At 69.8% G+C, this 26034-nt stretch carries 26 protein-coding genes and 1 pseudogene; 18 read left to right on the plus strand and 9 right to left on the minus strand.

Features of this window, described 5'->3' with window-relative positions; translation table 11 throughout:
- Positions 1–38 precede the first annotated feature (38 nt).
- Entirely contained in the window at positions 39–2117 is a 2079-nt protein-coding gene (locus AC1P0E_RS30535) for a penicillin acylase family protein (RefSeq protein ID WP_482745323.1), read from the plus strand.
- Positions 2118–2132: 15 nt separating this feature from the next.
- Here the strand turns inward: AC1P0E_RS30535 and AC1P0E_RS30540 are convergent, their stop codons facing one another.
- On the minus strand, positions 2133–2546 hold the full coding sequence (locus AC1P0E_RS30540; protein WP_482745324.1) for an arsenate reductase ArsC: 414 nt from the start codon (positions 2544–2546) through the stop codon (positions 2133–2135).
- 92 nt (positions 2547–2638) lie between these two features.
- Between AC1P0E_RS30540 and AC1P0E_RS30545 the strand changes: the two genes are divergently transcribed.
- Genes AC1P0E_RS30545 through AC1P0E_RS30560 form a run of 4 tightly spaced genes read left to right on the plus strand, consistent with a single transcriptional unit; the run spans position 2639 to position 5357 of the window.
- Positions 2639–2953, plus strand: coding sequence for an ArsR/SmtB family transcription factor (locus AC1P0E_RS30545; protein WP_482745325.1), 315 nt, complete (start codon positions 2639–2641; stop codon positions 2951–2953).
- Positions 2950–4059, plus strand: a complete 1110-nt coding sequence (arsB, locus tag AC1P0E_RS30550) for an ACR3 family arsenite efflux transporter (protein WP_482745326.1) — start codon at positions 2950–2952, stop codon at positions 4057–4059. Before AC1P0E_RS30545 ends, arsB begins: the two co-directional genes overlap by 4 nt.
- A gap of 9 nt (positions 4060–4068) precedes the next feature.
- Positions 4069–4251, plus strand: coding sequence for a DUF2180 family protein (locus AC1P0E_RS30555; RefSeq protein ID WP_482745327.1), 183 nt, complete (start codon positions 4069–4071; stop codon positions 4249–4251).
- Complete coding sequence (locus AC1P0E_RS30560; protein WP_482745328.1) at positions 4248–5357, plus strand: ArsO family NAD(P)H-dependent flavin-containing monooxygenase; 1110 nt, start codon at positions 4248–4250, stop codon at positions 5355–5357. The genes AC1P0E_RS30555 and AC1P0E_RS30560 overlap by 4 nt, the downstream gene beginning before the upstream one ends.
- 6 nt (positions 5358–5363) lie before the next feature.
- On the opposite strand, the gene AC1P0E_RS30565 is transcribed toward AC1P0E_RS30560, so the two are convergent.
- Both AC1P0E_RS30565 and AC1P0E_RS30570 read right to left on the minus strand, forming a co-directional pair.
- Positions 5364–5870 (minus strand): GNAT family N-acetyltransferase, encoded by a 507-nt coding sequence (locus AC1P0E_RS30565; protein ID WP_482745329.1) that lies wholly within the window; start codon positions 5868–5870, stop codon positions 5364–5366.
- Positions 5860–6195: an ArsR/SmtB family transcription factor gene (locus AC1P0E_RS30570; protein WP_482745330.1), complete on the minus strand. Its 336-nt coding sequence runs from the start codon at positions 6193–6195 to the stop codon at positions 5860–5862. Before AC1P0E_RS30570 ends, AC1P0E_RS30565 begins: the two co-directional genes overlap by 11 nt.
- Before the next feature lie 323 nt (positions 6196–6518).
- On the opposite strand from AC1P0E_RS30570, the gene AC1P0E_RS30575 reads away from it, so the two are divergent.
- Genes AC1P0E_RS30575 through AC1P0E_RS30585 form a run of 3 tightly spaced genes read left to right on the plus strand, consistent with a single transcriptional unit; the run spans position 6519 to position 9598 of the window.
- Entirely contained in the window at positions 6519–7874 is a 1356-nt protein-coding gene (locus tag AC1P0E_RS30575) for an NAD(P)-binding domain-containing protein (RefSeq protein ID WP_482745331.1), read from the plus strand.
- A gap of 37 nt (positions 7875–7911) precedes the next feature.
- Positions 7912–8376, plus strand: coding sequence for an ArsI/CadI family heavy metal resistance metalloenzyme (locus AC1P0E_RS30580; RefSeq protein ID WP_482745332.1), 465 nt, complete (start codon positions 7912–7914; stop codon positions 8374–8376).
- Between the two features lie 7 nt (positions 8377–8383).
- Entirely contained in the window at positions 8384–9598 is a 1215-nt protein-coding gene (locus AC1P0E_RS30585) for an MFS transporter (RefSeq protein ID WP_482745963.1), read from the plus strand.
- A gap of 147 nt (positions 9599–9745) precedes the next feature.
- Here the strand turns inward: AC1P0E_RS30585 and AC1P0E_RS30590 are convergent, their stop codons facing one another.
- The gene (locus tag AC1P0E_RS30590) at positions 9746–10723 is read right to left on the minus strand and encodes an SGNH/GDSL hydrolase family protein (RefSeq protein ID WP_482745333.1); all 978 of its coding nucleotides are present in this window, start codon (positions 10721–10723) and stop codon (positions 9746–9748) included.
- 372 nt (positions 10724–11095) lie between these two features.
- On the opposite strand from AC1P0E_RS30590, the gene AC1P0E_RS30595 reads away from it, so the two are divergent.
- The 5 genes and pseudogenes from AC1P0E_RS30595 to AC1P0E_RS30615 all read left to right on the plus strand — a co-directional run bounded on the left by AC1P0E_RS30595 (position 11096) and on the right by AC1P0E_RS30615 (position 15733).
- Positions 11096–11641, plus strand: coding sequence for a DUF4396 domain-containing protein (locus AC1P0E_RS30595; protein WP_482745964.1), 546 nt, complete (start codon positions 11096–11098; stop codon positions 11639–11641).
- 84 nt (positions 11642–11725) lie between these two features.
- Positions 11726–11899, plus strand: a pseudogene (locus tag AC1P0E_RS30600) (four-helix bundle copper-binding protein); the annotation flags it as partial.
- A gap of 203 nt (positions 11900–12102) precedes the next feature.
- A complete protein-coding gene (locus tag AC1P0E_RS30605; RefSeq protein WP_482745334.1) occupies positions 12103–12531 on the plus strand; it encodes a hypothetical protein in 429 nt (142 codons plus the stop codon).
- 785 nt (positions 12532–13316) lie between these two features.
- Positions 13317–14432, plus strand: coding sequence for a PLP-dependent cysteine synthase family protein (locus AC1P0E_RS30610; protein WP_482745335.1), 1116 nt, complete (start codon positions 13317–13319; stop codon positions 14430–14432).
- Entirely contained in the window at positions 14429–15733 is a 1305-nt protein-coding gene (locus AC1P0E_RS30615; RefSeq protein ID WP_482745336.1) for an MFS transporter, read from the plus strand. The genes AC1P0E_RS30610 and AC1P0E_RS30615 overlap by 4 nt, the downstream gene beginning before the upstream one ends.
- Positions 15734–15836: 103 nt before the next feature.
- Here the strand turns inward: AC1P0E_RS30615 and AC1P0E_RS30620 are convergent, their stop codons facing one another.
- Positions 15837–16268 (minus strand): protein kilB, encoded by a 432-nt coding sequence (locus AC1P0E_RS30620; protein ID WP_482745337.1) that lies wholly within the window; start codon positions 16266–16268, stop codon positions 15837–15839.
- Positions 16269–16505: 237 nt separating this feature from the next.
- Here AC1P0E_RS30620 and AC1P0E_RS30625 point away from each other — a divergent pair, with 237 nt between their 5' ends.
- The 4 genes from AC1P0E_RS30625 (at position 16506) to AC1P0E_RS30640 (ending at position 20564) form a co-directional block, all read left to right on the plus strand.
- Entirely contained in the window at positions 16506–17054 is a 549-nt protein-coding gene (locus AC1P0E_RS30625; protein WP_482745338.1) for a nitrobindin family protein, read from the plus strand.
- A 181-nt stretch (positions 17055–17235) separates the two neighbouring features.
- The gene (locus AC1P0E_RS30630; protein ID WP_482745339.1) at positions 17236–17631 is read left to right on the plus strand and encodes a TOBE domain-containing protein; all 396 of its coding nucleotides are present in this window, start codon (positions 17236–17238) and stop codon (positions 17629–17631) included.
- Positions 17632–17732: 101 nt separating this feature from the next.
- Positions 17733–18551, plus strand: coding sequence for a molybdate ABC transporter substrate-binding protein (modA, locus tag AC1P0E_RS30635; protein WP_482745340.1), 819 nt, complete (start codon positions 17733–17735; stop codon positions 18549–18551).
- 75 nt (positions 18552–18626) lie between these two features.
- Positions 18627–20564: an ABC transporter permease gene (locus tag AC1P0E_RS30640; RefSeq protein WP_482745341.1), complete on the plus strand. Its 1938-nt coding sequence runs from the start codon at positions 18627–18629 to the stop codon at positions 20562–20564.
- Between the two features lie 195 nt (positions 20565–20759).
- Here the strand turns inward: AC1P0E_RS30640 and AC1P0E_RS30645 are convergent, their stop codons facing one another.
- Both AC1P0E_RS30645 and AC1P0E_RS30650 read right to left on the minus strand, forming a co-directional pair.
- Positions 20760–21815 (minus strand): 5'/3'-nucleotidase SurE, encoded by a 1056-nt coding sequence (locus AC1P0E_RS30645; protein ID WP_482745342.1) that lies wholly within the window; start codon positions 21813–21815, stop codon positions 20760–20762.
- 66 nt (positions 21816–21881) lie between these two features.
- Positions 21882–23219: an MFS transporter gene (locus AC1P0E_RS30650; RefSeq protein WP_482745343.1), complete on the minus strand. Its 1338-nt coding sequence runs from the start codon at positions 23217–23219 to the stop codon at positions 21882–21884.
- A 283-nt stretch (positions 23220–23502) separates the two neighbouring features.
- On the opposite strand from AC1P0E_RS30650, the gene AC1P0E_RS30655 reads away from it, so the two are divergent.
- Positions 23503–23946 (plus strand): MarR family winged helix-turn-helix transcriptional regulator, encoded by a 444-nt coding sequence (locus AC1P0E_RS30655; RefSeq protein ID WP_482745344.1) that lies wholly within the window; start codon positions 23503–23505, stop codon positions 23944–23946.
- Between the two features lie 104 nt (positions 23947–24050).
- Here the strand turns inward: AC1P0E_RS30655 and AC1P0E_RS30660 are convergent, their stop codons facing one another.
- Both AC1P0E_RS30660 and AC1P0E_RS30665 read right to left on the minus strand, forming a co-directional pair.
- Positions 24051–24938, minus strand: coding sequence for an alpha/beta hydrolase fold domain-containing protein (locus AC1P0E_RS30660; protein WP_482745345.1), 888 nt, complete (start codon positions 24936–24938; stop codon positions 24051–24053).
- Positions 24935–25492, minus strand: a complete 558-nt coding sequence (locus tag AC1P0E_RS30665) for a quercetin 2,3-dioxygenase (protein WP_482740681.1) — start codon at positions 25490–25492, stop codon at positions 24935–24937. Before AC1P0E_RS30665 ends, AC1P0E_RS30660 begins: the two co-directional genes overlap by 4 nt.
- Positions 25493–26034 lie beyond the last annotated feature (542 nt).

The raw sequence follows: 26034 nt of genomic DNA on the forward strand, positions 1-26034 counted from the left end.
GGAAAGCCGCACGCCGAGGCTGAAAGAGTGGAGAGAGAATGAAGACCAGGACTTACAGGGATGCCTGGGGCATTCCGCATCTCCGCGCGTCCGACGCTCTGCGACTGGCCTTCGGCCAAGGTGAAAACGCCGCGCTGGACCGGGCCTGGCAGATAGAAGTGGAGCGGCACCGCTCCCAGGGCACCACCGCCTCGTTCCTCGGCGCGGACGCCCTGCCCTGGGACCGATTCGCCCGTCGAGCCAGGCTCGACGACACCGCCCGGCGCTGCTTCGACAGCCTCGACGAGGAGACCGCGGCATGGGTGTCGTCGTACGTCGACGGGGTGAACGCGGGCCTGGAGCGAGGCGCGGCGGCCACTCCCGAATTCGCGGCCACCGGCCTTGTGCCGCAGCCCTGGCAGCGGTGGACGCCCCTCGGCATTTGGCTCGCCCACCACATCCTCTTCGCGGGTTTTCCGACCAAGCTGTGGCGTGAGGAGGTCGCCCGGCAGCTCGGCGACGAGGCCATCGAACTGTTTGCCACGGATGATCCGGGTACCGCGGGTTCGAACGGCTGGATGGTCTCGGGCGAACGTACTGCGAGTGGCGCGCCGCTCATCGCGGGCGACCCCCACCGTTTCATCCAGGACCCCGGTTTCTACCAGCAGATACATCTGTCCTGCCCGGAGTTCGACGTCGTCGGCTTTGCCGTCCCCGGCGTCCCCGGTATCGCCCACTTCGGCCACACCGGAACCGTGGCCTGGGCCATCACCAACGCCATGTCCGACTACCACGATCTGTACAACGAACGGCTGCGCCGTGCGGACAGCGGCATCGAGGCGCTGGGGCCCGAGGGATGGCGGCCGGCCCTCCACCACCGGGAGGTCATCCACGTCGCGGGAGGCCAACCGGTCGAGATCGATGTGATCGAGACGGAGCGAGGACCGGTCGTCATCGACGGCCTTGAAGATCTGCCCGGCCCGGAGTCGGAACCCACCGAGGTGCCCGGATGGATAAGTCTGCGTTATCCACCGCGCGTTACAGCGGATCTCGGTTTCGATGCGATTCCCGCACTGCTGCGTGCCCACACGGTCGCCGACGTGGACCGAGCCCTCGGCCGCTGGATCGAGCCCGTCAACGTCGTGCACGCAGCCGACTCGTCCGGAGGGTTGCTGCACCGGGTGGCCGGATATGTGCCCGTACGCCACCGAGACAACTGGCTGCGCATCGTGCCCGCCTGGCGACAGGGCCACGACTGGCACGGGCGCCACGACGCGCCGCGCGCCGAGGCCGACGGCGTCGCCGTGATGGCGAACGCCCGGGGCCTGGCCGCCCCTCTCGGTGTGGAGTTCGCGCCGCCGCACCGCGCCGACCGTATCGACGCCCTGCTTCGGGAGTCGCGGGACTGGACGGCCCAAGGCGTGACGGCCATCCACATGGACACGTACCTCGCGGCAGCGGGGCCGCTGCTGGAACAGGTGGCGCGACTCGACGCACTCGGCCTGGGCGCCGAGCGGTTGCGGGCACGTCTGTTGTCCTGGGACCGCCATATGGGAGGCGACAGCATTGCCGCGGCGGACTACGCGCGCCTGCGTTCGGCCGTCAGCCGCCGGATCGCGGCCGCCCCGCAGCTGAAGAGCCTTGCCGCGCCCCTGCCGTATCCCGCGGTGTTCGAGCCTTGGCTGACTCTCACCTCGAAGGTCGCCTTCGCGCTGGAAAACCTGCTGACCACCGATCAGCTGCCCGGCCTTGACGTGCCGGGAATCGTGCGGGCCGCCATGGAGGAGGTTGCCGACGCGGAACCCGTGCCATGGGGCCGGCTCCACCGCCTCGCCCCCGGCCGGGCCCTCCCCGCCGTCGAGGACGAGCGGTGGCCCGGGCTGGGGGGCGACCACGACTGCGTACTGGCCACCTCGAGCACGCCCGGCGTCACCGACCTCAGCGCACGCGGCCCGTCCGCCCGGTACGTCTGGGATCTCGCTCGCCGTGAGAACAGCCTCTGGATCGTCCCTCTGGGCGCCCGTGGAATCCCGGGAGACGAACACCATCGCGACCAGCTGCCCCTGTGGCTTCGCGGCGAACTCGTCCCCGTCATCACCGATTTCGCTCGGCTCACCGAAGAGGGCGGCGGCCGGTGACCCCGGTGCCAGCGCTCAATTCGCGGCCTGGGGCGCGATCTCCTTGATCAGGCCCTCGACGAGGATCTTGATCTCGTCGCGGATCGGGCGTACGGCCTCGACGCCCTGGCCGGCCGGGTCCTCGAGCTGCCAGTCGAGGTAGCGCTTGCCGGGGAAGACGGGGCAGGTGTCGCCGCAGCCCATCGTGATGCAGACGTCGGACTCCTTGACGGCGTCGACGGTGAGGATCTTCGGGGTCTCGGCGGAGATGTCGATGCCCACCTCGCGCATGGCCTCGATGGCGGCCGGGTTCAGCGCCTTGCCGGGGCTGGATCCCGCCGAGCGGACCTCGACGCGGTCTCCGGCCAGGTGGCTGAGCCAGGCGGCGGCCATCTGGGAGCGGCCGGCGTTGTGGACACAGACGAACAGCACAGAGGGCTTCTCGGACATCAGGAGGTCTCTCTTGTCTCACGACGGAATCAGGGGCAAGTGACATCAGCACCCGGTGGCGTCAGTGGCCACTGATGTGACAGTATCAGCCCATGATGACGTCAGTCGACACTGAACTGATCCGGGTTCTGGCCGATCCGCTCAGGCTCCGGATCGTGACCCTGCTCGCCCACGAGACGCTCTGCACCACGCACCTGGTCGAGGAGACCGGCGCCAGGCAGACGAACCTCTCCAACCACCTGCGCGTGCTGCGCGAGGCCGGGGTGGTGGAGACGGAGCCGTGCGGGCGCTTCACGTACTACAAGCTCCGGCCCGACGTCATCGAAGCCGTGGCGAACTCCTTCAGCGATCTCGCCGCCGCTGCCCGAACCACCCAAGCCGCCGACACGAAGAGGGCCTGTCCGTGACCAGCACCGAACCGACCACCACCCCACGCGTAGAACCTGGCGGTGACTCGGTCGTCGCGAAACTCTCCACACTGGACCGCTTCCTGGCCGTGTGGATTCTTCTTGCCATGGCGCTGGGACTGGGCCTGGGCCGTCTGATCCCCGGCCTGAACGACGCCCTCGCGAAGGTCGAGATCGGCGGCATCTCGCTGCCCATCGCAGTCGGCCTGCTGATCATGATGTACCCGGTCCTGGCGAAGGTCCGCTACGACAAGCTCGACGCGGTCACCGGCGACAAGAAGCTCATGATCTCGTCGCTGGTCGTCAACTGGATCGCCGGCCCGGCGATCATGTTCGCGCTGGCCTGGATCTTCCTCCCCGACCTGCCCGAGTACCGCACCGGCCTGATCATCGTCGGCCTGGCCCGCTGCATCGCCATGGTCATCATCTGGAACGACCTGGCCTGCGGCGACCGCGAGGCCGCAGCCGTCCTGGTCGCCCTCAACTCGGTCTTCCAGGTCATCGCCTTCGGCCTGCTCGGCTGGCTCTACCTCGACCTGCTGCCCGGCTGGCTCGGCCTCGGCGATGGCGAGCACCTCGACATCTCCATGTGGAAGATCGCGCTGAACGTCGTCATCTTCCTCGGCGTCCCACTGCTGGCCGGCTTCCTGACCCGCCGCTTCGGCGAGAAGAAGATGGGCACGGAGAAGTACGAGAACACCTTCCTGCCGAAGATCGGCCCCTGGGCGCTGTACGGCCTGCTCTTCACGATCGTCATCCTCTTCGCACTCCAGGGGAAGACCATCACCTCGCAGCCGCTCGACGTGGCCCGCATCGCGCTGCCGCTGCTCGTGTACTTCGCCCTGATGTGGTTCGGCACGTTCCTGCTCGGCAGGTCCATCGGTCTGAACTACGACCGCACCGCGACCCTCGCCTTCACGGCTGCCGGCAACAACTTCGAGCTGGCCATCGCGGTCGCCATCGCCACCTTCGGCGTCACGTCCGGCCAGGCGCTGTCCGGTGTCGTCGGCCCGCTGATCGAGGTCCCGGTCCTGGTGGCGCTCGTGTACGTGTCCCTGGCCTGGCGCAAGAAGTTCGCGCCCACGGCCATCACCACCACCCGGTAGGGAGCACACATGCAGTGCCTCGACTGCCGTACGGAGCGCAACGACACGCAATCCGTCGGCGTATGCCAAGGCTGTGGTGCGGGTGCACGTGAGAGCCACGCACGCATCACGAGCCGCACGGTCTGCCACGAAGCACCGCAGGAGCAGCCCGCCCGGTCGGAGGCACTGAGCGCGGCAGCGTTGACGCTGTGACCGCGACGACGGCCGATGTAGTGGTGATCGGCGGCGGCCAAGCAGGGCTCGCCGCCGGTTACCACCTTCGCCGCCTCGGCCTGGACTTCGTCATCCTCGACGCCCAGGCCGGGGCGGGCGGCGCCTGGCAGCGCGCCTGGGACTCGCTGCACCTGTTCTCCCCGGCGGCGTACTCCTCACTGCCCGGCCGCCCCATGCCGGTACAGCCCGGCGAGCGCTACCCCGACGCGTCCCATGTCGTCGACTACCTCAGCGCGTACGAGCAGCGCTACGAGCTGCCGGTCCACCGGCCCGTACGCGTCGCAGGTGTCCACCGCGATGCTCACCTCCTGCGCGTGGAAACCGACTCCGGAATTTGGCACGCCCGCGCGGTGATCAGCGCGACCGGCACCTGGTGGCGCCCCTTCCTGCCCGCCGTACCGGGCCGGGACGCCTTCCGTGGCCGTCAACTTCACACGGTCGAGTACCGAAGCCCGGCAGACTTCGCAGGCCAACGCGTCGTCGTGGTCGGCGGAGGCAACTCCGGCGCCCAGATCGCCGCTGATCTCGCGTACGACACCGAACTGACCTGGGTCACCCAGCGCCCGGCCCGCTTCCTCGCCGACGACATCGACGGCCGCGCCCTCTTCGACGCGGCCACCGCCCGCCGCCGCGCACTCGACGCAGGCACGACAGACACCGGCGGCGTCGCGTCTCTCGGGGACATCGTCGCGGTGCCGCCGGTGCGCGAGGCCCGGGACGCGGGACTCCTCAAGGCGCAGCCGATGTGCACCCGCCTCACCGCGGAGGGCATCGAATGGGCCGACGGTACGAGCGCTGAAGCCGACGCGGTCATCTGGTGCACCGGCTTCCGCCCGGCTCTCTCCCACCTCGCCCCGCTCGCACTGCGTGGCTCACGAGGCCACATCCCGACGACCGGCACCCGTGCTGTCGACGAGCCCCGCCTCCACCTGCTCGGCTACGGCGACTGGACCGGCCCCGCCTCCGCCACCCTCATCGGCGTCGGCCGCCCCGCGCGCGACGCGACCCACGAGATCGCCGAACTCCTGGGCGTCACGCCGACTACAGGCCCCCGCCCTGCCGCGCGCCGTAAGAGGGGTTTCTAGGAGGCATCACACGATCCGAGAGCTACGGCGCTCCAGGAGCAGGACGTCACGCCAAACGCCGTGATGTCGGCCGATGCGTTCTCGGGTGCCGATCACGCGGAAGCCGACCCGCGCGTGGAGGGCGAGGCTCGCCGTGTTCTCGGGGAAGATGCCGGACTGGATCGTCCAGATGCCGGCAGCTTCGGTCGAATCGATGAGGGCATCGAGGAGGGCACGGGCTACGCCCCTGCCGCGTGCGTTCGGATGCACGTACACCGAAATGTCGGCGACTCCGGCGTACGCGCAGCGGTCGGAGACTTTGGACGCGGCGACCCAGCCCAGCACCTTTCCGTCATTCGGGTCCTTGGCGACGAAGCGGTGCTCGGGCAGCTTGGCGGCGTCGAACTCGGTCCAGGCCGGAGCCTGGCTCTCGAAGGTGGCGTTCCCTTCGTCGATGCCCAACCGGTAGATGGCGAGGACCTGTTCGGCGTGCGCGACAGTCAGCGGCACGATCTTCGGCGCGTCAGCAGGCATGGTCCGGCTCCTGACCCAGGATCGCGCGGACCGCGGCCGGGAAGCACTCAAGGCAGGCGGCGTTGACCGTGTAACGCGTTGAGGTGCCCTGCCGCTCGGGGAGGACGAAGCGGACCTCGGCAAGGATCTTCAGATGGTGCGACACCGTCGACTGCCCGATGGGCAGCCGCTCGACGATCTCCCCGACCGCCATCGGCCGCTGCTCGGCGGACAGCAGGTTCAGTACGCGTACACGCATCGGGTCGGCGAGCGCCTTGAACCAGTCGGCGTAGGTGACGGCGTCTTCGTGGCTCAGCGGCGCAGGGCCGCGCACAGTTTCATTCATCGACAATCGACGATAGTCGATTGATTGAAGGGGCGAAAGGCCCCCGGGTCGACCGTGTTGGCGCTCGCGGCCCAGTTGTGCGTGCGGGGGCGCGGACCACCATCAAATTCGACACTCGTCTATGTTGACAACTGTCAATGTAAGTGTGAGGCTTCGATGCATAGACAGGCGTCGAATCAGGGAGTTCTTGCCATGGCTTCACTTGTCCGGACCGCTGCCTACCGCCCCCGTGCGGAGCTCCCGGTCTCCCTGTCCGGCCGCACTCCCTGATCCGAACCGACACCCCGCCTCCCGCCCAGCCCGTCATCAAGGAGAAAACAGTCATGAGCGAGCAGAAGCTTCCGGTCGTCGTGATCGGCGCCGGTCCGGTCGGCCTGGCAGCCGCCGCCCACCTGGTCGAGCGCGGCATCGAGCCCCTGGTCCTGGAGGCCGGAGCCGACGCGGGCAGCGCCGTCCGTGAGTGGTCGCACGTCCGGCTGTTCTCGACCTGGTCCGAGGTCGTCGACCCGGCCGCCGAAAAGCTGCTCGCCCCGACCGGCTGGACCGCGCCCGATGGTGCGACGTACCCCTCGGGCGGTGACTGGGCCACGGACTACCTCCAGCCGCTTGCCGACGTCCTGGGCGACAAGGTCCGCTTCGGTGCTCGCGTCACCGGTGTATCGCGGCTGGGCCGCGACCGGGTCGTGGACGCCGACCGTGAGCAGCAGCCCTTCACCCTCCACATCCTCAACGCCGACGGCTCCGAGGAGCGGATCACCGCCCGCGCCGTCATTGACGCCTCCGGTACTTGGTCCACGCCCAGCCCGATCGGTGGTGACGGCCTGCCCGCCCTTGGCGAGCGTTCGGCCTCCGACCGGATCTCCTACCGCGTGCCCGACCTCAAGGACGCGGCTGTACGGGCCCGTTACGCCGGCAAGCGCACTGCCGTGATCGGCTCCGGAGCCTCCGCGTTCACGGCTCTCGCCTACCTGGCCGACCTCGCCAAGGACGCGCCCGGAACGCATGCGGTGTGGGTTCTGCGGCGTGGGATCGGCGGCTCCACGTTCGGCGGCGGCGAAGCCGACCAGCTTCCCGCACGCGGCGCACTGGGCCTCGCGGCCAAGGCCGCCGTGGAGGACGGGTACGCCTCGGCTGCCACCGGCTTCCGTACCAGCGTCGTCGAGCAGGCCGGCGACCAGCTGGTGCTCGTGGCCGAGGGCGGCCACCGGCTCGACCCGGTCGACGAGGTCATCGTCCTCACCGGCTTCCGCCCCGACCTGTCCTTCGTCTCCGAACTTCGCCTCGGCCTCGACGAGCGACTCCAGGCCCCGACGGAGCTTGCCCCGCTGATCGACCCCAACCAGCACTCCTGCGGAACGGTCTACCCGCACGGCGTGAAAGAGCTGTCCCACCCGGAGCAGGGCGTCTACCTGGTCGGCATGAAGAGCTACGGCCGCGCCCCGACGTTCCTCGCCATGACCGGATACGAGCAGGTCCGCTCCATCGCGGCCGCCCTCGCCGGAGACCAGGAGGCAGCGGAGCGCGTCGAACTGACACTTCCGGAGACCGGAGTCTGCGGCGGCGCGGGCCTCTTCGACGAGCCCGACGCGGCCGAGTCCGAGGGTGGCGGCGGCTGTTGCGCCGCTCCCACCACTGTCCAGATCGGCGCAGGAGCCCCCGCAACTTCCGGCGGCTGCTGAGCCCTCACCCACCCACCCATCTAGCAGGAGGCACGCCATGTCCCGCGTACAACTCGCCCTCCGCGTCCCCGACCTTGCCGCGTCCATCGCCTTCTACACCAAGCTCTTCGCCACAGAGCCCGCCAAGCTCCGCGACGGTTACGCCAACTTCGCCATCGCAGAGCCCCCGCTCAAGCTCGTCCTCATCGAAGGGAGCGCGGGAGAGGACACCCGTATGGACCACCTCGGCGTCGAGGTGGAAACGACCGAAGCCGTGCATGCCGCCACCACCCGGCTGAGCGATGCCGGCCTGGCCACGGCAGAGGAGAGCGACACCACCTGTTGCTACGCCCTCCAGGACAAGGTCTGGGTCCATGGCCCCGGCCAGGAACCCTGGGAGGTGTACGTCGTCAAGGGCGACGCCGACGCCCTGGCCAAACAGGAAAGCAGCACCTGCTGCGCCACCCCGGCCGCCGCCGACACCGGCGCGGGCGAACCTGTCGCCGCCAGTGGCTGCTGCTGACCTGACAATGACCGACCTCCACACCAGCGAGGCCGCGACCGGAGCAGGGGACCGGTCGCGGCCTCGCGGCGTCCTTCCCGCGCTGTGCGCCACCCAGATCACGGGCTGGGGCATCCTCTACTACGCCTTCCCCGTCCTGCTCCCACGCCTCACCGCGGACACCGGCTGGTCAATGGGCGCCGCGACCGCCGCGTTCTCCGCCGCCCTGCTGGTCTCCGCCGTCGCCGGGATACCGGTCGGCCGCATCCTCGACCGCCGTGGACCGCGCGCCGTGATGACCATCGGCTCCCTGCTCGCAGTCACAGCCGTCCTGGCCATCGCGGCGGCTCCAAACCTCTACGTATTCACCGCCGCCTGGCTCCTGGCCGGCTTCGCCATGGCCGCCACCTTCTACCAGCCCGCGTTCGCCGCCCTCACCCGCTGGTGGGGCCCCGACCGGGTGCGCGCCCTGACGATCGTCACCCTCGCCGGCGGCCTCGCCAGCACAGTCTTCGCGCCCCTGACGGCCACGCTGGCCGACCACTTCGGCTGGCGCACGACCTATGCCGTACTCGCCGCGATCCTTGCCGCCGTCACCATTCCGGCCCACGCCCTGGCCCTGCGGGCGCCCTGGCCGCCCGCCCCGCAGGCCAAACCCGCAGCCACCCGCACACCCATCGCCCGAAGCCGCTCCTTCCTGCTTCTCATACTCGCCTTCACCCTCTCCGGCTTCGCCCTGTCCGCAGTGGTCTTTGGACTGGTCCCACTGCTGACCGAACGCGGCGCCGACCCGACAACCGCTGCATGGGCGCTGGGACTTGGCGGAGCAGGCCAGACCCTGGGCCGTACGCTGTACGCCACCCTCGCCCACCGCACCGGCGTCACCGCCCGCACCGCGATCCTGATCGCCGCCGGCGGAGCCACCACGGCGGCACTCGCCCTCGTACCAGGACCGATCCCGCTGCTGATCGCGCTCGCTGTGCTGGCCGGAGTCGTACGAGGCAACCTCACCCTGCTCCAGGCCACCGCCGTCGCCGACCGATGGGGGACAGCTGCCTACGGCCGTCTGTCCGGGCTCCTCTCCGCCCCCGCAACGGTGGCCGGAGCCCTCGCCCCCTGGGCCGGAGCCGCGCTGGCCGGCCCCCTGGGCGGCTACAGCAATCTCTTCCTCGCGCTTGCCGCCGGCTCCACGCTGGCCGCTCTTCTGGCCACCATGTCGCAAGGCCGCACTTCTCACCGCTGAACGGCGCCAACGTACAACGGTGCCGGAGCAGTCAGCCGCCCATGCCCCAGGGCATGTGGCGGGAGGTGCCCGGTGACATGAATCGCCTCCGGCTGTTGGGCCGGAGGCGATTCATGCGGGAGCGCGGGTAGGGGCCGCCGGTGTGGGTCAGGCCGTGCCGATGGCGTTCATCATCGCCGCTGCGACGCGGTCAGCGGCGATGTGGTGACCCTTGGCGTTGGGGTGCACGAAGGCCGTCTGGTCGGGAAAGCCGGCGAAGATGCCCTCGACCCACTTGTCGGCGTCGCAGACGCTGTGGCCCTGGGAGGAGTCGTAGAGGTCGACGAAGCTCGTGGCGTTGTGCGCTCCGGCCGACTGCCCGATGACCTTGTTGAGGGGTTCCAGGACGTCCTCGCGCAGCCAGTCCAAGTCGCCCCGGGTGATGGAGGCGAACTGTTCCCAGTCGCCGGACCGGCACTTGGAGGTCTCTTTGGGGATGACCGCGGGGTAGCCGACGGCCAGGACTTGGGCCTGCGGGGCCCGTTCATGGAGCGTGGTGAGCATCTCGTCGTAGTCGTCGCTCACCTTGGCCAGCCTGCCGGGGATGTCGTCGGCGAGGGCGTCCCTGCACGGGGCGCCCACGCCGCCGCTGCCGTCTCCGAGTTGCAGGCAGGTGACGAGGATTTCGGCGAACCCGAGGGTGTTGCCTCCCGCACCGACGGTGATCACATCGGTACCAGGGCCCACAGCCTCGGACTGGGGAGGCACTGCCGGGAACGGATACTCCGGGTCCTCGGAGAAGGGCGGCAGGTGACGGCCGATCGGGTCCTGGGCCGTGAAGGTGACGTTCTCGATCGTGGCGGCGCCGCAACTGACGTTCGTCAGCTCGACGAGCGAGCCGAGGTCGCGCTCGATGACCTGCGGATAGGACTGGTCGGTGCGCTCGCAGCCGTCACGGGGAACTTCGAAGGTCTCGCCCGCGGCCGGGATGACCCCGGCGGTGTAGGAGTCACCGAGGGCGACCCATTCGTAGGTCGCCGCGGCGGCGGCGGGCTGTGCACCGGTGAGTTGCGCGGGAGTGAGGGCACCGGCGGCGAGAGCGACGGCTGAGCCCAGCACGGCCAGACGAGTGCGACAGCTTGCCACGAATCCTCCATGGACGGGGTGTTGTCGGTGCTTTGACCGTAGAGGATCAATTACACACAGCGACAGATCCAATGCGGACAGTTGTTGCGGATGGCGAGGGGCAGGCTCAAGGGGATCGGGCTCGGCGTGCCGACCGCTCATGTTCGTTACGTCACGGTCCCGGAGCGATATTTGCGCGCTGCAGGCAGGTTTTTGACCCGCTCGGATGGCCCCTACCTGGCGCTTGCCTCTCGGCAACTGTCCTGTTTTCGATCACGGATGACTCGTCCACCTCCCTCCCACCGGACCAGCCGTGATCACCTCCTCTGCTGTGCCGGACGGTCCCGTCGGACTCAGACTGGAAGAGGCGAGAGGGAGTACGTCATGGATCACATGGACCACACCGCTCATAACGCCGGCACATCCGGCTCCCCGCACACGGAACAGGAGCACGTCGGGCACGGTCACGCCGACCATGGTCATGGCGGGCCCATGGGTGCCGGTGGCGCTTCCTGGGGTACTGCGGCGAAGGCCACGGCTCACTGCCTGACCGGGTGCGCGATCGGCGAGATCCTGGGCATGGCCATCGGCACCGCCCTGCTCTGGGGCAACGTCCCCACCATGGCGCTGGCGATCGCTCTGGCGTTCCTGTTCGGCTACTCCTTCACGATGTACGCGGTGCGCAAGGCGGGCCTCGGTCTCAAGGCCGCCATCCGCGTCGCCCTGGCTGCCGACACCGTGTCCATCGCCGTGATGGAACTGGTGGACAACTTGATCATCGCCCTCACTCCCGGCGCCTTGGACGCCCACCTGTCGGACGGGCTGTTCTGGGGCGCGCTCCTGGGCGGCTTCGCCGTCGCGTTCGTCATCACCACGCCGCTGAACAAGTGGATGATCGGCCGAGGCAAGGGCCACGCGGTGGTTCACGCCTACCACTGACCCGACCACTGCGGCTGCGCCGACGGCAGCCTGCCCCGCATTCGGGCCGTTCCCCCGGATGCGGTCCCTTGGCGTTTACGCCGAGCACCGGCGTGTACCGCCTGCTCGGACGCCTGTCTGTCCGAGGAAATGGTGGTCGAGCTGACCAAGCGCATCCGCACCGACGCCGACTGCGCCGACATCTGCACCGCCACCGCCGCTGTTCTCTCGCGCCACACCGGTTACGACGCCAACATCACCCGCGCGATGCTCACCGCGCGAAGCGAAGGCCTTTCCGATCTGACGCATGTCGCTCGGAAGGGCCTTCCTTGTTGCGCTTGATGCCGGTCAGGCGGGGCAGTTGGCAGCCGTGCTTCACCTGCACTGTTGCGGCTCAATGTGCCTTGTGCAGCCGGGTGTTCGTGTCGTGTTTGCGACGGGCGCGGTGGGGAGCTGCCCGAACGAGCCGTTAGGATCACGGCATGGTCACGGCTTGGTCGTCTCCCCGCATGTCGTGGGCCCGCTCGTCAGCGGGTCCGCTGCGCATGCTGTGGGTGGCCGTCGTGCTGTTCGCCTTCGTGTACGCGCATGGAGTGAGCACCGAAGGCGTCAGCGGCCATCTCGACGCAAGCGCGGCCGCGACCGCAGTGGCTGCCATTCATGACCATGCCGGCGGGAACGTTCCGGTGGATCACCCCGGCGGTGGGGAGCACGGCCCGTCCCATTCGGTTCAGGAGTGCGTGCCCGGCCAGCCCCAGCAGACGCCGGCTCTGGACGCCCCCGGCCTCTGTGCCCTCGTCGAGCAAGATCCGTACGGCTTGCCGCGTCCTGTTCTGGTCGCGTTCGGTGACGTGGCGTCGGCCAAGCAATTGCCGAGCACGTCGATAAGAGCCACAGTTCTGCAGATCTAGGATCCGGCGACGCTTCGCCGGCCCTCGACGCCCTTCCCCCTGTTCATGACTCCGGGACAGCCAATTGCGGCTGCGGGCGCGATGCGGCCGGTCATCGCCGCAACGAGCCTCCCCCGAGCGCCCCACGGCGCATTGCGAGGCAGGTTCCTGCGGCGGTGCTCTGACACTGCCCGCCCCGCCCGCCGTTTGCTGCGCCTTCTGGCGTACGACGGCCGTCTGCGGAGGAACTGTGCTTTCGCCGTCCCGCATTCACCCACGCTTCGCCGCTTCACCTGTGCAGCGCCGGCTGTTCGCCCTCCTCTTGAGTGGCTTGCTGTTGCTCGTGCTCGACTGTGCTCAGCTCCTGCACGAGTCCGGTGACGTTCACGGCGCAGTCCGTACGCTCTCCGGCGCTCAACCCGGCGCCCACAACATGCCGCACGCTGTGACACCTGCCGACTCGTCCTGCTCGCCGACCGGTTCGGGCACCGAGCCGGCCGGACGGCAGCAGGTCCGTACGCCGGTACACGCTGCGGCTGTGTTCGCGGCGATACCGGCGCGCACGACGGCACCTGGCGGGGGTGTGCGGCCCGCGTCCGGGGAGGCCCGGAGAACAACGTCCGGACGCTGCATGCTGTGCGCCCTGTGCCGGTGGCGGACGTAGGCCGTGCCCTTCGAGCCGCAGCCTGCCGCGGCCGCCGCTCTCCTGACCTGAGACAGGGCCCCGGCTCGGTCCGGTCCGGGAAGGGCGGCGTGCGAGAGATCAGCACCCGACGCGCCATTCACAGAATGATGAGAGCCGACTGATGCACTCTCCGAACACCACCCCCCTCGCCAAGCCGGGCCACGCCGCCTTGTCCGGCCTGGTCGGCAACACGCCCCTGCTGCACGTCAGCGAGCCCTTCGCTCCTGCCGGACGGGGCTTCTGGGCGAAGCTGGAAGGCTTCAACCCCGGCGGCATAAAGGACCGTCCCGGCCTTCACATGGTCGAACGCGCTCGCGCCCGAGGAGACCTGAAGCCCGGCGCCCGGATCATCGAGTCCACCAGCGGCACCCTGGGCCTCGGCCTGGCCCTGGCAGGAATGGTCTACGGCCACCCGGTCACCCTGGTCACCGACCCGGGCCTGGAGATGTCCATGACCCGCCTGCTGACCGCGTACGGTGCGCAGGTCAACGTCGTCTCCGAACCCCACGCCGCAGGCGGCTGGCAACAGGCCCGCCGCGACCGCGTCACCCAACTGATGCGGCAGCACCCCGATTCCTGGTGCCCGGACCAGTACAACAACCCCGACAACACCACCGCCTACACCCCACTCGCCCTGGAACTCGCCACCGAACTGGGCCACATCGACGTGCTGGTGTGCAGCGTCGGCACCGGCGGCCACTCGGCAGGCGTCTCCCGCGTCCTGCAGCAGCTCTACCCCGATCTGAAGCTCGTGGGCGTGGACACCGTCGGCTCCACCATCTTCGGCCAGCCCGCCCGCCCCCGTCTCATGCGCGGGCTCGGATCGAGCATCTATCCGCGCAACGTCGCCTACGACAACTTCTCCGAGGTCCACTGGGTCGCCCCCGCCGAAGCGGTGTGGGCCTGCCGACGACTGGCCGCCTCGCACTACACCACCGGCGGGTGGAGCGTCGGCGCGGTCGCCCTGGTTGCCGGATGGCTCGCCCGTACCCTGCCCGAGGACACCCGCATCGCGGCGGTCTTCCCCGACGGGCCGCAGCGCTACCTCGGCACGGTGTACGACGACGACTACTGCGCCGCCCACGGTTTGCTCGACTTCCCGCCCGCGCCCGAACCGGAGGTGCTCGGGCGCCTGGACGAGAAGGAAGTCACCCGCTGGACCCGGTGTACGAGCGTGGTCGACCCGCTCGTCCTCGCCCGGAGCACGGACGAGACCGACGGGGAGGAGGGCCGGTGAAGAGCACCCTCGCGCAGGTCCGTACCTACGAGCGCAGCGTCCAGCTGTTGATGGTCAACCAGTTCACCATCAACCTCGGCTTCTACATGCTGATGCCGTACCTGGCCACGCACCTGGCCGGGCCTCTCGGGCTGGCCGGCTGGCTCGTCGGCCTGATTCTCGGTGTGCGCAACTTCAGCCAGCAGGGCATGTTCCTGGTCGGCGGAACCCTGGCCGACCGGCTCGGCTACAAGCCCATGATCATCGCGGGCATGGTGCTGCGCGTCGTCGGCTTCGCGACCCTCGGGCTCGTCGACTCGGTCCCCGCGCTGATCGCCGCCTCCGCGGCGACGGGCCTGGCCGGCGCCCTGTTCAACCCGGCCACCCGGGCCTACCTCGCCGCGGATGCGGGGGAGCGGCGGGTGGAGGCGTTCGCGCTGTTCAACGTCTTCTACCAGGCGGGCATCCTGCTCGGACCCCTGGTCGGCATGGTGCTGACGGGAATCGACTTCCGCCTCACCTGCCTGACCGCGGCCGGCATCTTCGCGGTCCTGAGCATCGTGCAGATCCGGGCCCTGCCGGCGCGCCGGGCCGACGACGCGAAAGTCCGGGCCGACGGCCGCCGGGAGAGCGTCCTGGCGCAGTGGCGGAGCATCCTGGCCAACCGGCCGTTCCTGCTGTTCTCCCTGGCCATGATCGGCTCGTACGTGATGTCCTTCCAGGTCTATCTCGCGCTGCCGCTGGAGGTGCGACGCCTGGGCGGCGAAGGCGAGTTCGGCACGGCGGCGGTAGCGGTGCTCTTCGCCGTGTCGGGCCTCAGCACGATCCTGGGCCAGGCCAGAGTGACGGCGTGGTGCAAGGCCCGCATGGAACCGGGGCTGGCCCTCGTCCGGGGCCTGCTGACCATGGGAGTGGCGTTCGTACCGCTGTTGCTGGCAACGGCCGTACCGGTTCCGGACGGCGGGATCGGACTGTGGCTGCTCGCGGCAGTGCCGCCCGCGCTCTCCGCGCTTCTGCTGGCCCTCGGCACGATGATCGCCTACCCGTTCGAGATGGACACCATCGTCCGTCTCTCCGGTAACCGCCTCGTCGCCACGCACTACGGCCTCTACAACACCATCTGCGGCGTCGGCATCACCGTGGGCAACCTCCTCACCGGCGCCGCACTGGATGCGGCTCGCGATGCCGGGGTGTCCGCGCTGCCATGGATCGTCCTGCTCCTGCTGGGCCTCGCCTGCGCTGCGGCGCTGTTCGGGCTCGACCGCACCGGCCGCCTCGCAGCTCCGGTACCCGTCGGCCGGCCCGAACCCGCCACGGCCTGACGCGCCGGTCCGAGTGCCAGGGAGGGCGGCCACCACCCGCCCTCCCTGGCAGGGTTGCCGGTCGTCAAGGTGCCCGGGCCGTGACACCCGGCCGGCCGGTAAGTCAGGCCATGGCTCGGCCGGCTGCGGCGATCAGTTCGTCTGTCGCTGCGATGGCGGCCTCGCGACGGGAGGCGAGGTCGGGGCGGCTGGTGGAGTCGCGCAGGTCGAATGCGGCCAGGGCAGCCTGACGAGCCGGCTCGGCAAGGGACCGCTCGAGGACAGAGACCGCGACCAGTGGGCCGGTTACGGCCGAGCGCGTGGCGTGGGAAGCTGTGCGGGCTGCCTCGACGGCTTCCCCGGTCGCGCCGTCCAGGCGCAGGACTTCGCGATGCCACATGGCCCGCCGATGGTCGCCCAGGGCGGCCACCAGTTCGCCCAGGGCCCTGCGCAGCGCTTCCGCCTTCTGGTCGGCGCGAGCAGCACTCTGAGCGATCCGCGCACTCTTGATCTGAAGCAGCCCGGTGAGCGCGCCGCCGAGCAGTGTGCCGGCCACGGCAATGATGCTGGGCCACATCGTGAAGTCCTCCTGGGGCAGCAGTAAACCTGGCAGGCGTGACCCCAGCCGGCTCCCGGTGTCGTTGGTGAGACGTCCTGCAGAAACTTTTGGTTGCCGGTCCAAAACCACCGTCCCGAGGCCTGGGGCTGCGTGATGCCGGTGCCAGGTGAGGTACTGGTGATCGATACACCTAGGCTGCCCCCCAGCACCGGCCCCGACCCAGGAGCGCACATCATGTCCGACCCCGCCCAGAAGCACCCGTATCCCGACGCCCTTCGTCCGGACGCATCGCCTGCGCCGCACGCACTGCTCGCTCCGCTGATCGGGTTCCTGGGCACCTGGGCCGGCCGGGGCCGCGGTGAGTACCCGACGCTCGCCGAGGAGTTCACGTACGCGCAGGAGGTCACCTTCAGTCACGACGGGCGCCCCTTCCTCCACTACGAGGCGCGCGCCTGGCTGCTCGACACCGACGGCACCCCGCTGCGGCCGTCGGCTCGGGAGAGCGGCTGGTGGCGGCTGCGGCCCGAGGGATGCGTGGAGGCATTGATCACCCAGCCCACCGGCATCGCGGAGATCTCGGTCGGCTGTGCCGACGACGGCACGGTCGACCTCACCACCCACCAGGTGGCCCTCGCTCCCACCGCCAAGGAGGTCAATGCCACCCGCCGCCGCTACACCCTGACCGACGAGGACACGCTCAACTTCGTCCACGACCTCGCGGCGGTCGGCCAGCCGCTGCAACATCACCTTTCGGCACAGCTTCGACGCGTAAGCAGCGACTAGGCGGCGCCACTTGCGCCACAGCTTCTCGAGCGCTTCCGCTGTGGCTCTCGGCCTCGCTCTGGCTGAACCCCGAATCCATCCACCGCACTGTTTGGTGCTTGCTCCAAGGGGCCTGGCATCTGCCATGGAGCTTCGGACCAAACATTGCAAATGCGGCTCCAGGCGCCCTATCTTGGCGCGTATGCAGTCCTACACAATCGGACAGGCGGCGCGTCTGCTCGGCGTCAGCCCTGATACCGCGCGCCGCTGGGCAGATGCCGGCCGCGTCGTGACCCACCGCGACGAGGGCGGGCGTCGCCTCATCGACGGACGCGCCCTGGCGGCGTTCTCCATTGAGGTCGGTCAAGGCGGCACGGGCGAGGAAGAGGCCCCGTACACCTCCGCCCGCAATGCCTTTCCAGGCATCGTCACCGCCGTGAAGCTCGGCGACGTCGCCGCTCAGGTGGAGATCCAGGCCGGTCCGCACCGGATCGTCTCGCTCCTCACCCGGGAGGCCGCCGAGGAGCTGGGGCTGGAGGTCGGCATGCAGGCCACCGCCCGCGTCAAGTCGACCAGCGTGCACATCGACCGCACCTGAACCCCTTGTTCAACAAGCGGCGTCGCCCGTCCTCGGCGCGGCTCACCACCATCCGCGCCGGACGGCGCCCGCCGGCCGTGTTTTCAAGGAGCCCCACCGTCATGTCCCTCGCCCTCGCGTTCACCGGACGCCGCGTCGCCGCCGCGTTCGTGACCACCGCGCTCCTCGTCCCTGTCGCTGCCTGCGGCAGCGGCAACGACAACAAGAAGGACGCCGGAGCCGAGACCGGCGAGTCCGCGACCGGCGCTCCGGAGGCGGCGGACCTGACCGTGCTGGCCGCCGCCTCGCTGACGGATGTGTTCAAGACGGCGGGCGGCGCCTACGAGAAGGCCCACCCGGGGACGAAGATCACCTTCTCCTTCGCCGGCTCACAGGAACTGGCCGCACAGGTCAAGCAGGGCGCCCCCGCCGACGCCCTGGTCACCGCCGACACCAAGACCATGGACGCGCTGAAGGGCGACACCGGCGCCCCGGCGGTCATCGCCAAGAACCGCCTGGTCATCGCCACCGGCGAGGGTAACCCGCAGAAGATCGACGGGCTGAAGGATCTCGCGGATGCCAAGCTCAAGGTGGTACTGGCCGCCCCCGAGGTCCCGGTCGGCCGCTACAGCCAGAAGATCCTGGACGCTCAGAAGATCACCGTGAAGTCCGTCTCGCAGGAGCCGAACGTCCGCGCCGTACTCAGCAAGGTCGAACTGGGCGAGGCCGACGCAGGTCTAGTCTACAAGACCGACGCCGCCACGGCGACCGACAAGGTCGACGCGATCGAGATCCCCGACACGCAGAACGCGATCGCCGAATACCCGGCCGCGACGCTGAAGACCTCCAAGAACTCGGCCGCGGCCGAAGCGTTCGTGAAGTGGCTGTCCTCGGCCGAGGCCAGGAAGATCTTCCGGGACGCGGACTTCCAGCAGCCGTAACCTCATTGCGCGCGGGTCGCCCCACTCCGGGGAACGGGCAGCCCGCGTCCGTACAACGGCCCCAGGGACCTGAAGATGCAACGTCTCCGCAGCCGGGCAACCGGCCCACGCACCCCCGTCGTCCTCGCGCTGCCCGCGCTCCTCGCCGTGGCATTTCTGCTGCTCCCGCTCATCGGAATCCTGGCCCGCACCCAGTGGACGGACCTGGTGGACCACCTGAGCAGTCCGGGAACCACCGAGGCGCTGAAGCTGTCGCTCATCGTCTCGTTCTGGGCGCTGGGCCTGTCACTGCTGCTCGGCGTACCGCTCGCCTGGCTGCTCGCCCGCGTCTCCTTCCGCGGCAAGGCGTTCGTACGTTCCCTCGTCCTGCTGCCGATGGTGCTGCCGCCCACCGTCGGCGGAGTGGCTCTCCTCCTCGCCTTCGGCAGACGCGGAATCCTGGGCCCCTTGCTGGAAGACACCTTCGGCATCACCCTGCCGTTCCACACCTCCGGTGCGGCTCTCGCGGCGACGTTCGTCGCCATGCCGTTCCTCGTCATCAGCCTCGAAGGAGCCCTCAGCGGGCTACGGCCCCGCTACGAGGAGACCGCGGCCTCCCTGGGAGCGTCACCGGTACGCGTCTTCTTCACCGTGACCCTGCCGATGGTCGCCCCGGGCCTCATCGCCGGAGCCGCGCTCACCTGGGCGCGCGCCCTCGGCGAGTTCGGCGCGACGATCACCTTCGCCGGCAACCTCCCCGGCACCACACAGACCCTGCCCCTGCAGGTGTACTTGCTCCTCCAGGACCAGCCGGAGGCCGCGACCTCGGTCTCCCTGCTGCTGCTGGCCATCGCCATGGTCGTCCTCATCGCCCTGCGCGGCCGATGGACCGGCACACCGACCGATCGTCACTCGTACGAGCCCAAGAGCGCGGCGGATGAAGCAGAACCGGCCGCCACGACCCTCCCCTCCGCCCCCGGGCCGCTCGCCCCGCAGGAGAAGTGGGCCCTGCACGCCGACGTCACCGGCTTCAACCAGCTCACGCTCGACGCCGAACCGGGCACCACCATCGCCGTGGTCGGCCCCAACGGCGCCGGCAAGACAACCCTGTTGCGCGCGCTCCTCGGCCTGACCCCACGCGCACACGCCACGCTGCGCCTCGGCGACACCGACGTCAGCCAACTGCCCCCGCACCGACGGGAGGTCGCCTGGGTGCCCCAGGACGGCGCGCTCTTCCCGCACCTCACCGCCCTCGCCAACACCGCATACGGGCTCCGGGCCCACGGTGTGCCGCGCGCCGAGGCCCGCCGCAGCGCCCAGCAGTGGCTCGACCGCCTGGGCGTCGGCCACCTCGCGCACCGCAAACCGGCCCAGGTGTCCGGCGGCCAGGCCCAGCGTGTCGCGCTCGCCCGGGCGCTGGCCGCCCGACCGCGGCTGCTGCTTCTCGACGAACCTCTCGCAGCCCTCGACCAGACCACCCGCGCTCACGTCCGCCACACTCTGCGCAACCACCTCGACAGCTTCGGCGGCGTCTGCCTGATCGTCACCCACGACCCCGTCGAAGCCGTCTCGCTGGCCGACCGCGTCCTCGTACTCGACGACGGGCGCGCCCTCCAGGACGCCCCACCCGCCGAGGTCACCCGCCACCCCCGCTCGCCCTGGGTCGCCCGCATGCTCGGCCGCAACGCCTGGCCCGGCACTGCCACGGCGAAGGGCCTCCAACTGGCCGGCGGTGAAACGCTCGTCGTGGCGGACCCACTGCCTGCCGGAACCGACGCGCTGGCGATCATCTCCCCGGAAGCCGTCTCCGTACACCGCGACAAACCCACCGGCAGCCCCCGCAACGTCTGGCCCGGCACCGTCCGGGAAATCACCGCCTCGGGCAGCCGGCTGCGCGTCCTGATCACATCGGACCGGGCCCCGGACCTCGTGGCCGAGATCACCCCGCAGGCCGCCGCGGAACTCCGCCTCGCCGACGGCACGCCCGTCTGGTCCGGCATCAAGGCCACCGAAGTGACTCTGGTGACCCTGTAGTACCCGTAGACGAGGCCTTCGCCGACGTGTGCAGGTGTACGCCGACACACTTCGCGTGTGACCGCGAAAGGCCCCGGTGCTTCCCCTCCAGCAGCGCCGGGGCCCGCTTCGTGGCTGCGGTGCGGCCGAGCGCCGGCCCGGCTCGCCCGAAGACGTATGTGCCGAAGCCGGACCACACCGCGCCGGCCGCGTTCCTCAGCGGCTGCCGTGTACGAACCGCTCCAGCCGCCTGGTCTCCGTCCCCGTGTGCGTACGGTCCGGGCCGACCGGCGTGACGGTCACGTAGCCCTGCTGGAGCAGCGTGAAGTCCGCGTTGCGCTTGGTCTCGGCGCGGCAGTCCGGTGAGCCGGGCTCGCAGATCTCGCCGCGGACGGCGAACGTGTCACCGGTCGCCGCGTACCGGACCCGGACGACCTTCTGCGTGCCCACGGCCGTCCATGCCGTACCGCGCGGATGCCGGCCTTCGTCCCGGTGCGGGTAGTTGACGTTCACGACGAACTCCGGTGTGAGCAAACCGCGTTCGAGCAGGTCGCTGATGAATCGCGCCCCGAACTCGCCGGTCTTGCGGTACGTGTGGTCCGCGACCTCCAGGGAGGTCGTGACGGCGGGGTCGTACGAGCTGTTCAGTGCCACGGCGGGTACGCCTTCGTCGATCGCGGCGAGCGCGGCCCCGACCGTGCCCGACTCGTTGACGACCGAGGCCACGTTCGGGCCGTAGTTGCTGCCGGTGACGACGAGGTCCGGGCCGTCCGTCCAGCCGGCCTTCGCGGCCAGACCGCCACCGATGCCCAGGCGTACGGTGTCGGCGGGTGTCGCGCTCGGTGTCGACGGTCCGCAGGGGGAGGACCCCTTGCACACTCCGTACACCGCGCCGTCGGACGGCGCTCCCGCGCAGTCGTTCCCGTAACCGGCGGGCAGGGCGGTCCGGCGCTGGACGGTCAGCTGCCCGCCGCCGGTCGCGCTGGTGCCGGCGCCGCTCTGGTTGGACCAGGGCGCCATGACGACCACGTCCGCCCCGGCGGCGCACAGCGCGCGGCGCGCCTCGTAGAGGCCCTTGCCGTCGGAGGCGTTGGGGCGGGCCATCTGCATGGAGTCGTCGTTGCTGAGCAGGACGCGCAGGCCGGCCAGCGGGGTCCGGTCTCCGCGATCGCGCTGTTCGTCGTCGCCTGCCTGCGCCTGTGCACCGGCGGTCATGGTGAGGAGCAGGGTGCTCGCGGCGGCGAACACGGCGATGGTTCTGGGACGGTTCAAGAGATTCTCCAAAAGGGTATGGCTGTGTCTTTCATGCCGGCCGGCCTGGGGCCGGCCGGGTGGGGCTCAGCGGACGCCGCGTACGCGCAGCACACCCACCGCGCCTATGAGCGAGACGACGGCGGCGACCGGGAACAGCGCCTCGTAACCGCCGACGGCGACAACCCAGCCGGCGATGGTGGGGGCGAGGATCTGCGGGCCGGCGTTGGCGATGTTGATGACGCCCATGTCCTTGCCCGCGTCTGCGGTGCGGGGCAGCACCTTCGTGATCAGGGCCATGTCGACGGCGAGGTAAACCCCGAACGCCATGCCGCCGATGATGTTGTAGGCGAGCATGCCGCCCTCGGTCGGCCACAGCATCGGCAGAACCAGCGCCAGCGCGGCGGTGATCCCGGACGTGAGCACGAACGGCTTCACCCTGCCGACCTTGTCGGCGAGCGGCCCGATGAGGAGGGACGCGACGACCGTGCACAGCGCGTTGACGATCATCAGGAAGCCGACGGTCGGCAGCAGGTCCTGGGGCGGGATCCTGATGTGGTCGGCGAGCAGGAACATGTTGTACGTGAGGACGATGAAGTAGCCCAGCATGACTCCGAGCCGCGAGACGAACGCCCAGCCGAAGTCGGGGTGCTGCTTGGGGCTGACCCAGAAGTTGCCCAGGAACTCCTTGAGGTCGAACCGTACGCGGGGAAGGTCACGCGCGTCGCGGTCCGGCGATACGCCCACGAACACGATCGCGGCGACGACGACGACGGCCGCGATCAGGTAGTAGCCGTTCTCGCCGGCGAACCGGCCGCCGAAACCGCCGATGACCCCGTCCAGTCCGAACTTCGTCCCCGGTACACCACCGATGACCAGCGCGGCGATGATCGTGCCGATGGGCACGCCCAGGCCGATGAGCGCGGAGAAGGTCCCGTACTTGGCAGCGGGGACACGGTCGGGCATCGAGGCGGTCAGGGCGGCCTGGTAACCGTTCATGATGAACTGCACGACGCCCCAGCTCAGGCCCAGCATCGCGATGCTCGCCGCCTGGGCCTGTGCGACCAGGGCGAGCGCCCCGAGCAGCGCGCACAGCAAGATCCAGGGGGCACGGCGGCCGAACCGGGAACGGGTACGGTCCGACAGCTGGCCGAAGATCGGGTTGCCGACGGTCGCGAGGACCGCACCGATGGTGCTGGCCGTGGACAGGGCGGCGGTGTCGTTCGTACCGGTGATCTGCGCGACCTGGATCGGCAGCAGGAAGCCGCCCACGCCGAGCCACAGCAGGTAGAGGGCGACGTTGGCGACCGGCAGTGTGACATGGAGCCGGCCAAGGTGCGGGGACGTGGCGGGCGCGGTGGCGGGGTCGGTTTCGTGACCGGCCGTCGCGGTTGCCGCCGTGTTTTCAGGAAGTGAATGACTCATGTGGTGGGCCCCTTGAAAGGCGGTGCCGAAGTAGCGGACGCGACTGGGGCGCGCGTTCAGGAGGAGAGTAAGTGACACGTGTAAGCGAGGGAAGATGTGCGGCAGTACGCGATGTATTCGTGATCTGACGCTCGCTGGGTTCAAGAAGTGAACCCAGGCGAGGGTGCCCGGCGGTTCGTCGGAGGAGCGTCAGGGACCTGACACTTGCGTAGGTGCCCACGGGCAGATCGGTGACAAGCGCGGGTGGTGGCTATGCTCGAGGCCCCCCGTTTTCAGAGGAGCCATGAGCAAGCCCGCACAGAACCTGCCCCAGCTGCTCGTCCAGGCCAAGCGCTGGTTCGAGGACGCGTTGCTCGTCAGCATGCAGGCCGCAGGCGAGCGACCGGTGACCGCCGCTCAGGCCGGCGTCTTCGCCACCCTGGACGACGAAGGCACCTCCATCTCCGAGCTTGCCCGCAGGATCGGTGTCACCCGGCAGACCGCTCACCAGGCAGTACACAGCCTGATCGGCATGGGGTTGCTGGAGCAGGCGCCCGACCCGGCGTCCGGCCGCAGCAGCCTGATCCGTACCACCGCCGAAGGCGCTCGCGTCCACCAACGCGCCCTCGGCGCCATCGCCGTCATCGAAACCGCCCTCACCGAACGCATTGGCGCCACCGCCGCCACCGCGCTGCGCGAAGCGCTCGCCGCACCCTGGGGCGAGCCACCCCTCGTGCAAGCCCCCTGACACACCAAGTCGCAAGGGGCGGCCCGCCCTTGGCCCGGGTGCTGTGCCGCAGCAAACCCGGTGTTTACCGCGGCGCGGCGAATCCGTGGTGGGCAGCGCTCCCGTCAGGCCGCGAGGCGGTGAGCGAAGGCGAGGGAGCGGGCGAAGACTTCCTCCACCTGAGCGTCGGGCAGTCCGTACCAGCCGTGATCTGCGCCCGCCACCGTCCACAGCTCGACCGGCGATCCGGCCTTGTCCAACGCCGCTGCGAGTGACTCGCTGTGCGAGCAGTCCACCATGGTGTCCTCGTCTCCGTGTACGAGAAGGAACGGCGGTGCACCGGGGCGGACTTGGGCGAGAGGGCTGGCCTCGCGGGCGCGTTCCGGGACGGTGGCCGGCGCCGCGCCGAGCATGAGTGCCTCGGGGGTGGCCGCGTCTTGCGGAGTGAAGCGGCCCCGTACGGCGGTCAGATCACTCGGGGCGTACCAGATCACGGCGCCGGCCAGTGGCGGGTCGGTGTGGGTCAGGGCGAGGAGCGAGGCGAGGTGTCCGCCGGCGGACTCGCCCCACACCACCGTCCGCTCGGTGTCGATGCCGAGTTCCGCGGAGCGCAGGGTCAGCCAGCGCAGGGCGGCGCGCAGATCGTCGAGCGGGGCGGGGAAGCCGGCCTCGCCGCTGAGCCGGTAGTCGGCGCAGGCGACGGCGAAGCCCGCTGCCGCGATGCGTGCGAAGGGCCGGGGAGCCCAGTGGCGCGTGCGTAGACCCATGTCGTCGCGCCGCCCCCGTCGCCAGGCGCCGCCGTGCACGAACAAGACCAGTGGAAGCGGCCCGGCCTGGTGGGTTTCGGGCAACCACAGATCGAGTTCCAGCGGACGGCCGCCCTCGATTTCGGCGTACGGTACGCCGCGCAGCTCGCGTACGCCGGGCTCGCTCAGAGGTGCGGGCGGCAGAGGGGCGTGATCGGGATGGGGTGCGGCGATCAGTTCCCGCACCGAAGGCCGGGTTGCTGTCATCGGGTCCGCCACTGGTGGTCGGGCAGGAAGCGGACGTCGAACTCCTCGGGGACGCTTGCGAACTTGTGGGGCGCCGGGATGACGGGCTCGTGCGGCAGGCCGAGCTGGTCGGCGGGCGCGCCGAGGTTTTCGAAGAACCGCTCGAAGGTGCCTCCAGGCCCGGCGGCGACGCCGACGACCTGGCTGTGGTGGCGCTCCATGCGGTAGGAGTGCCGGCAGTTCTTGGGTACGAAGCCGAAGTCGCCGGGCGTGAGCAGCTTCTCCTGTTGGTTGCCCTCGGTGTCCTCGACGAACAGCCGGACCGCGCCCTGGGTGATGTAGAAGACCTCGTGGGTGTCGGTGTGCAGATGGGCCGGGATGAGGTCGCCCTTGGGGCCTTCGACAGTGAAGAAGTTGAACGTGTTCTCCGTCTGTTCACCGCCCGCGTAGATGGTGATCAGGTCGCCGAACAGGTGGGCACGGTCCCCCTCGCCCTTCTCGATGAAGTAGGGCTTGCCCGGCTCGGCGGGAATGCGTGAGGCCTGCCGGTAGCGGGTGGCGTACTCGATGGTCATGCGGTCTCCCTGGATCGACCTCAGCCGTAATTGTCAGGTAGCCTGACATGAGAGGGTGTCGGTAATCAAGCGCTGGGTACGAGCAAGACGAGCGCGGCCCCTCGCGTGGACACGCACCAGATCGCGCGTGGCCTGGCCGTCACAGGAAGACGATCGCCCTCCGGTACGAGGACTTCGACGCCCCCACTCTCCGCCCGCAGTGGGCCGGACCGGCACGTTCAAGCCGAGGTGCGCATCGGCCGGACACCCAGGTGACCACCACGCCAACCATCGAGCGGACTGCTCGCCACCCGGGGTACGGTCCACACCGACTGGTTCAGTTACGAACCCGCCCCTTGATCCCGGTAACCTTCAGCAGCCGGGACGCCGTCAGCACCGCACGGGTCACCGCGTCGCCCACCCCGCTCGGTCCGCGATGACTGGCTGTCCGTGGTCTCCGCGCTCGGCCTGCGGGAGCGGACCCGCCGCTACCAGCTACCCGAGGAGCGACCTGCCATTGGGTAACTACCTGCATTCCCTGCGCCGTCGCCGTCGCCGCCGCA

The sequence above is a fragment of the Streptomyces sp. TRD_SC_5 genome, assembly GCF_056836825.1.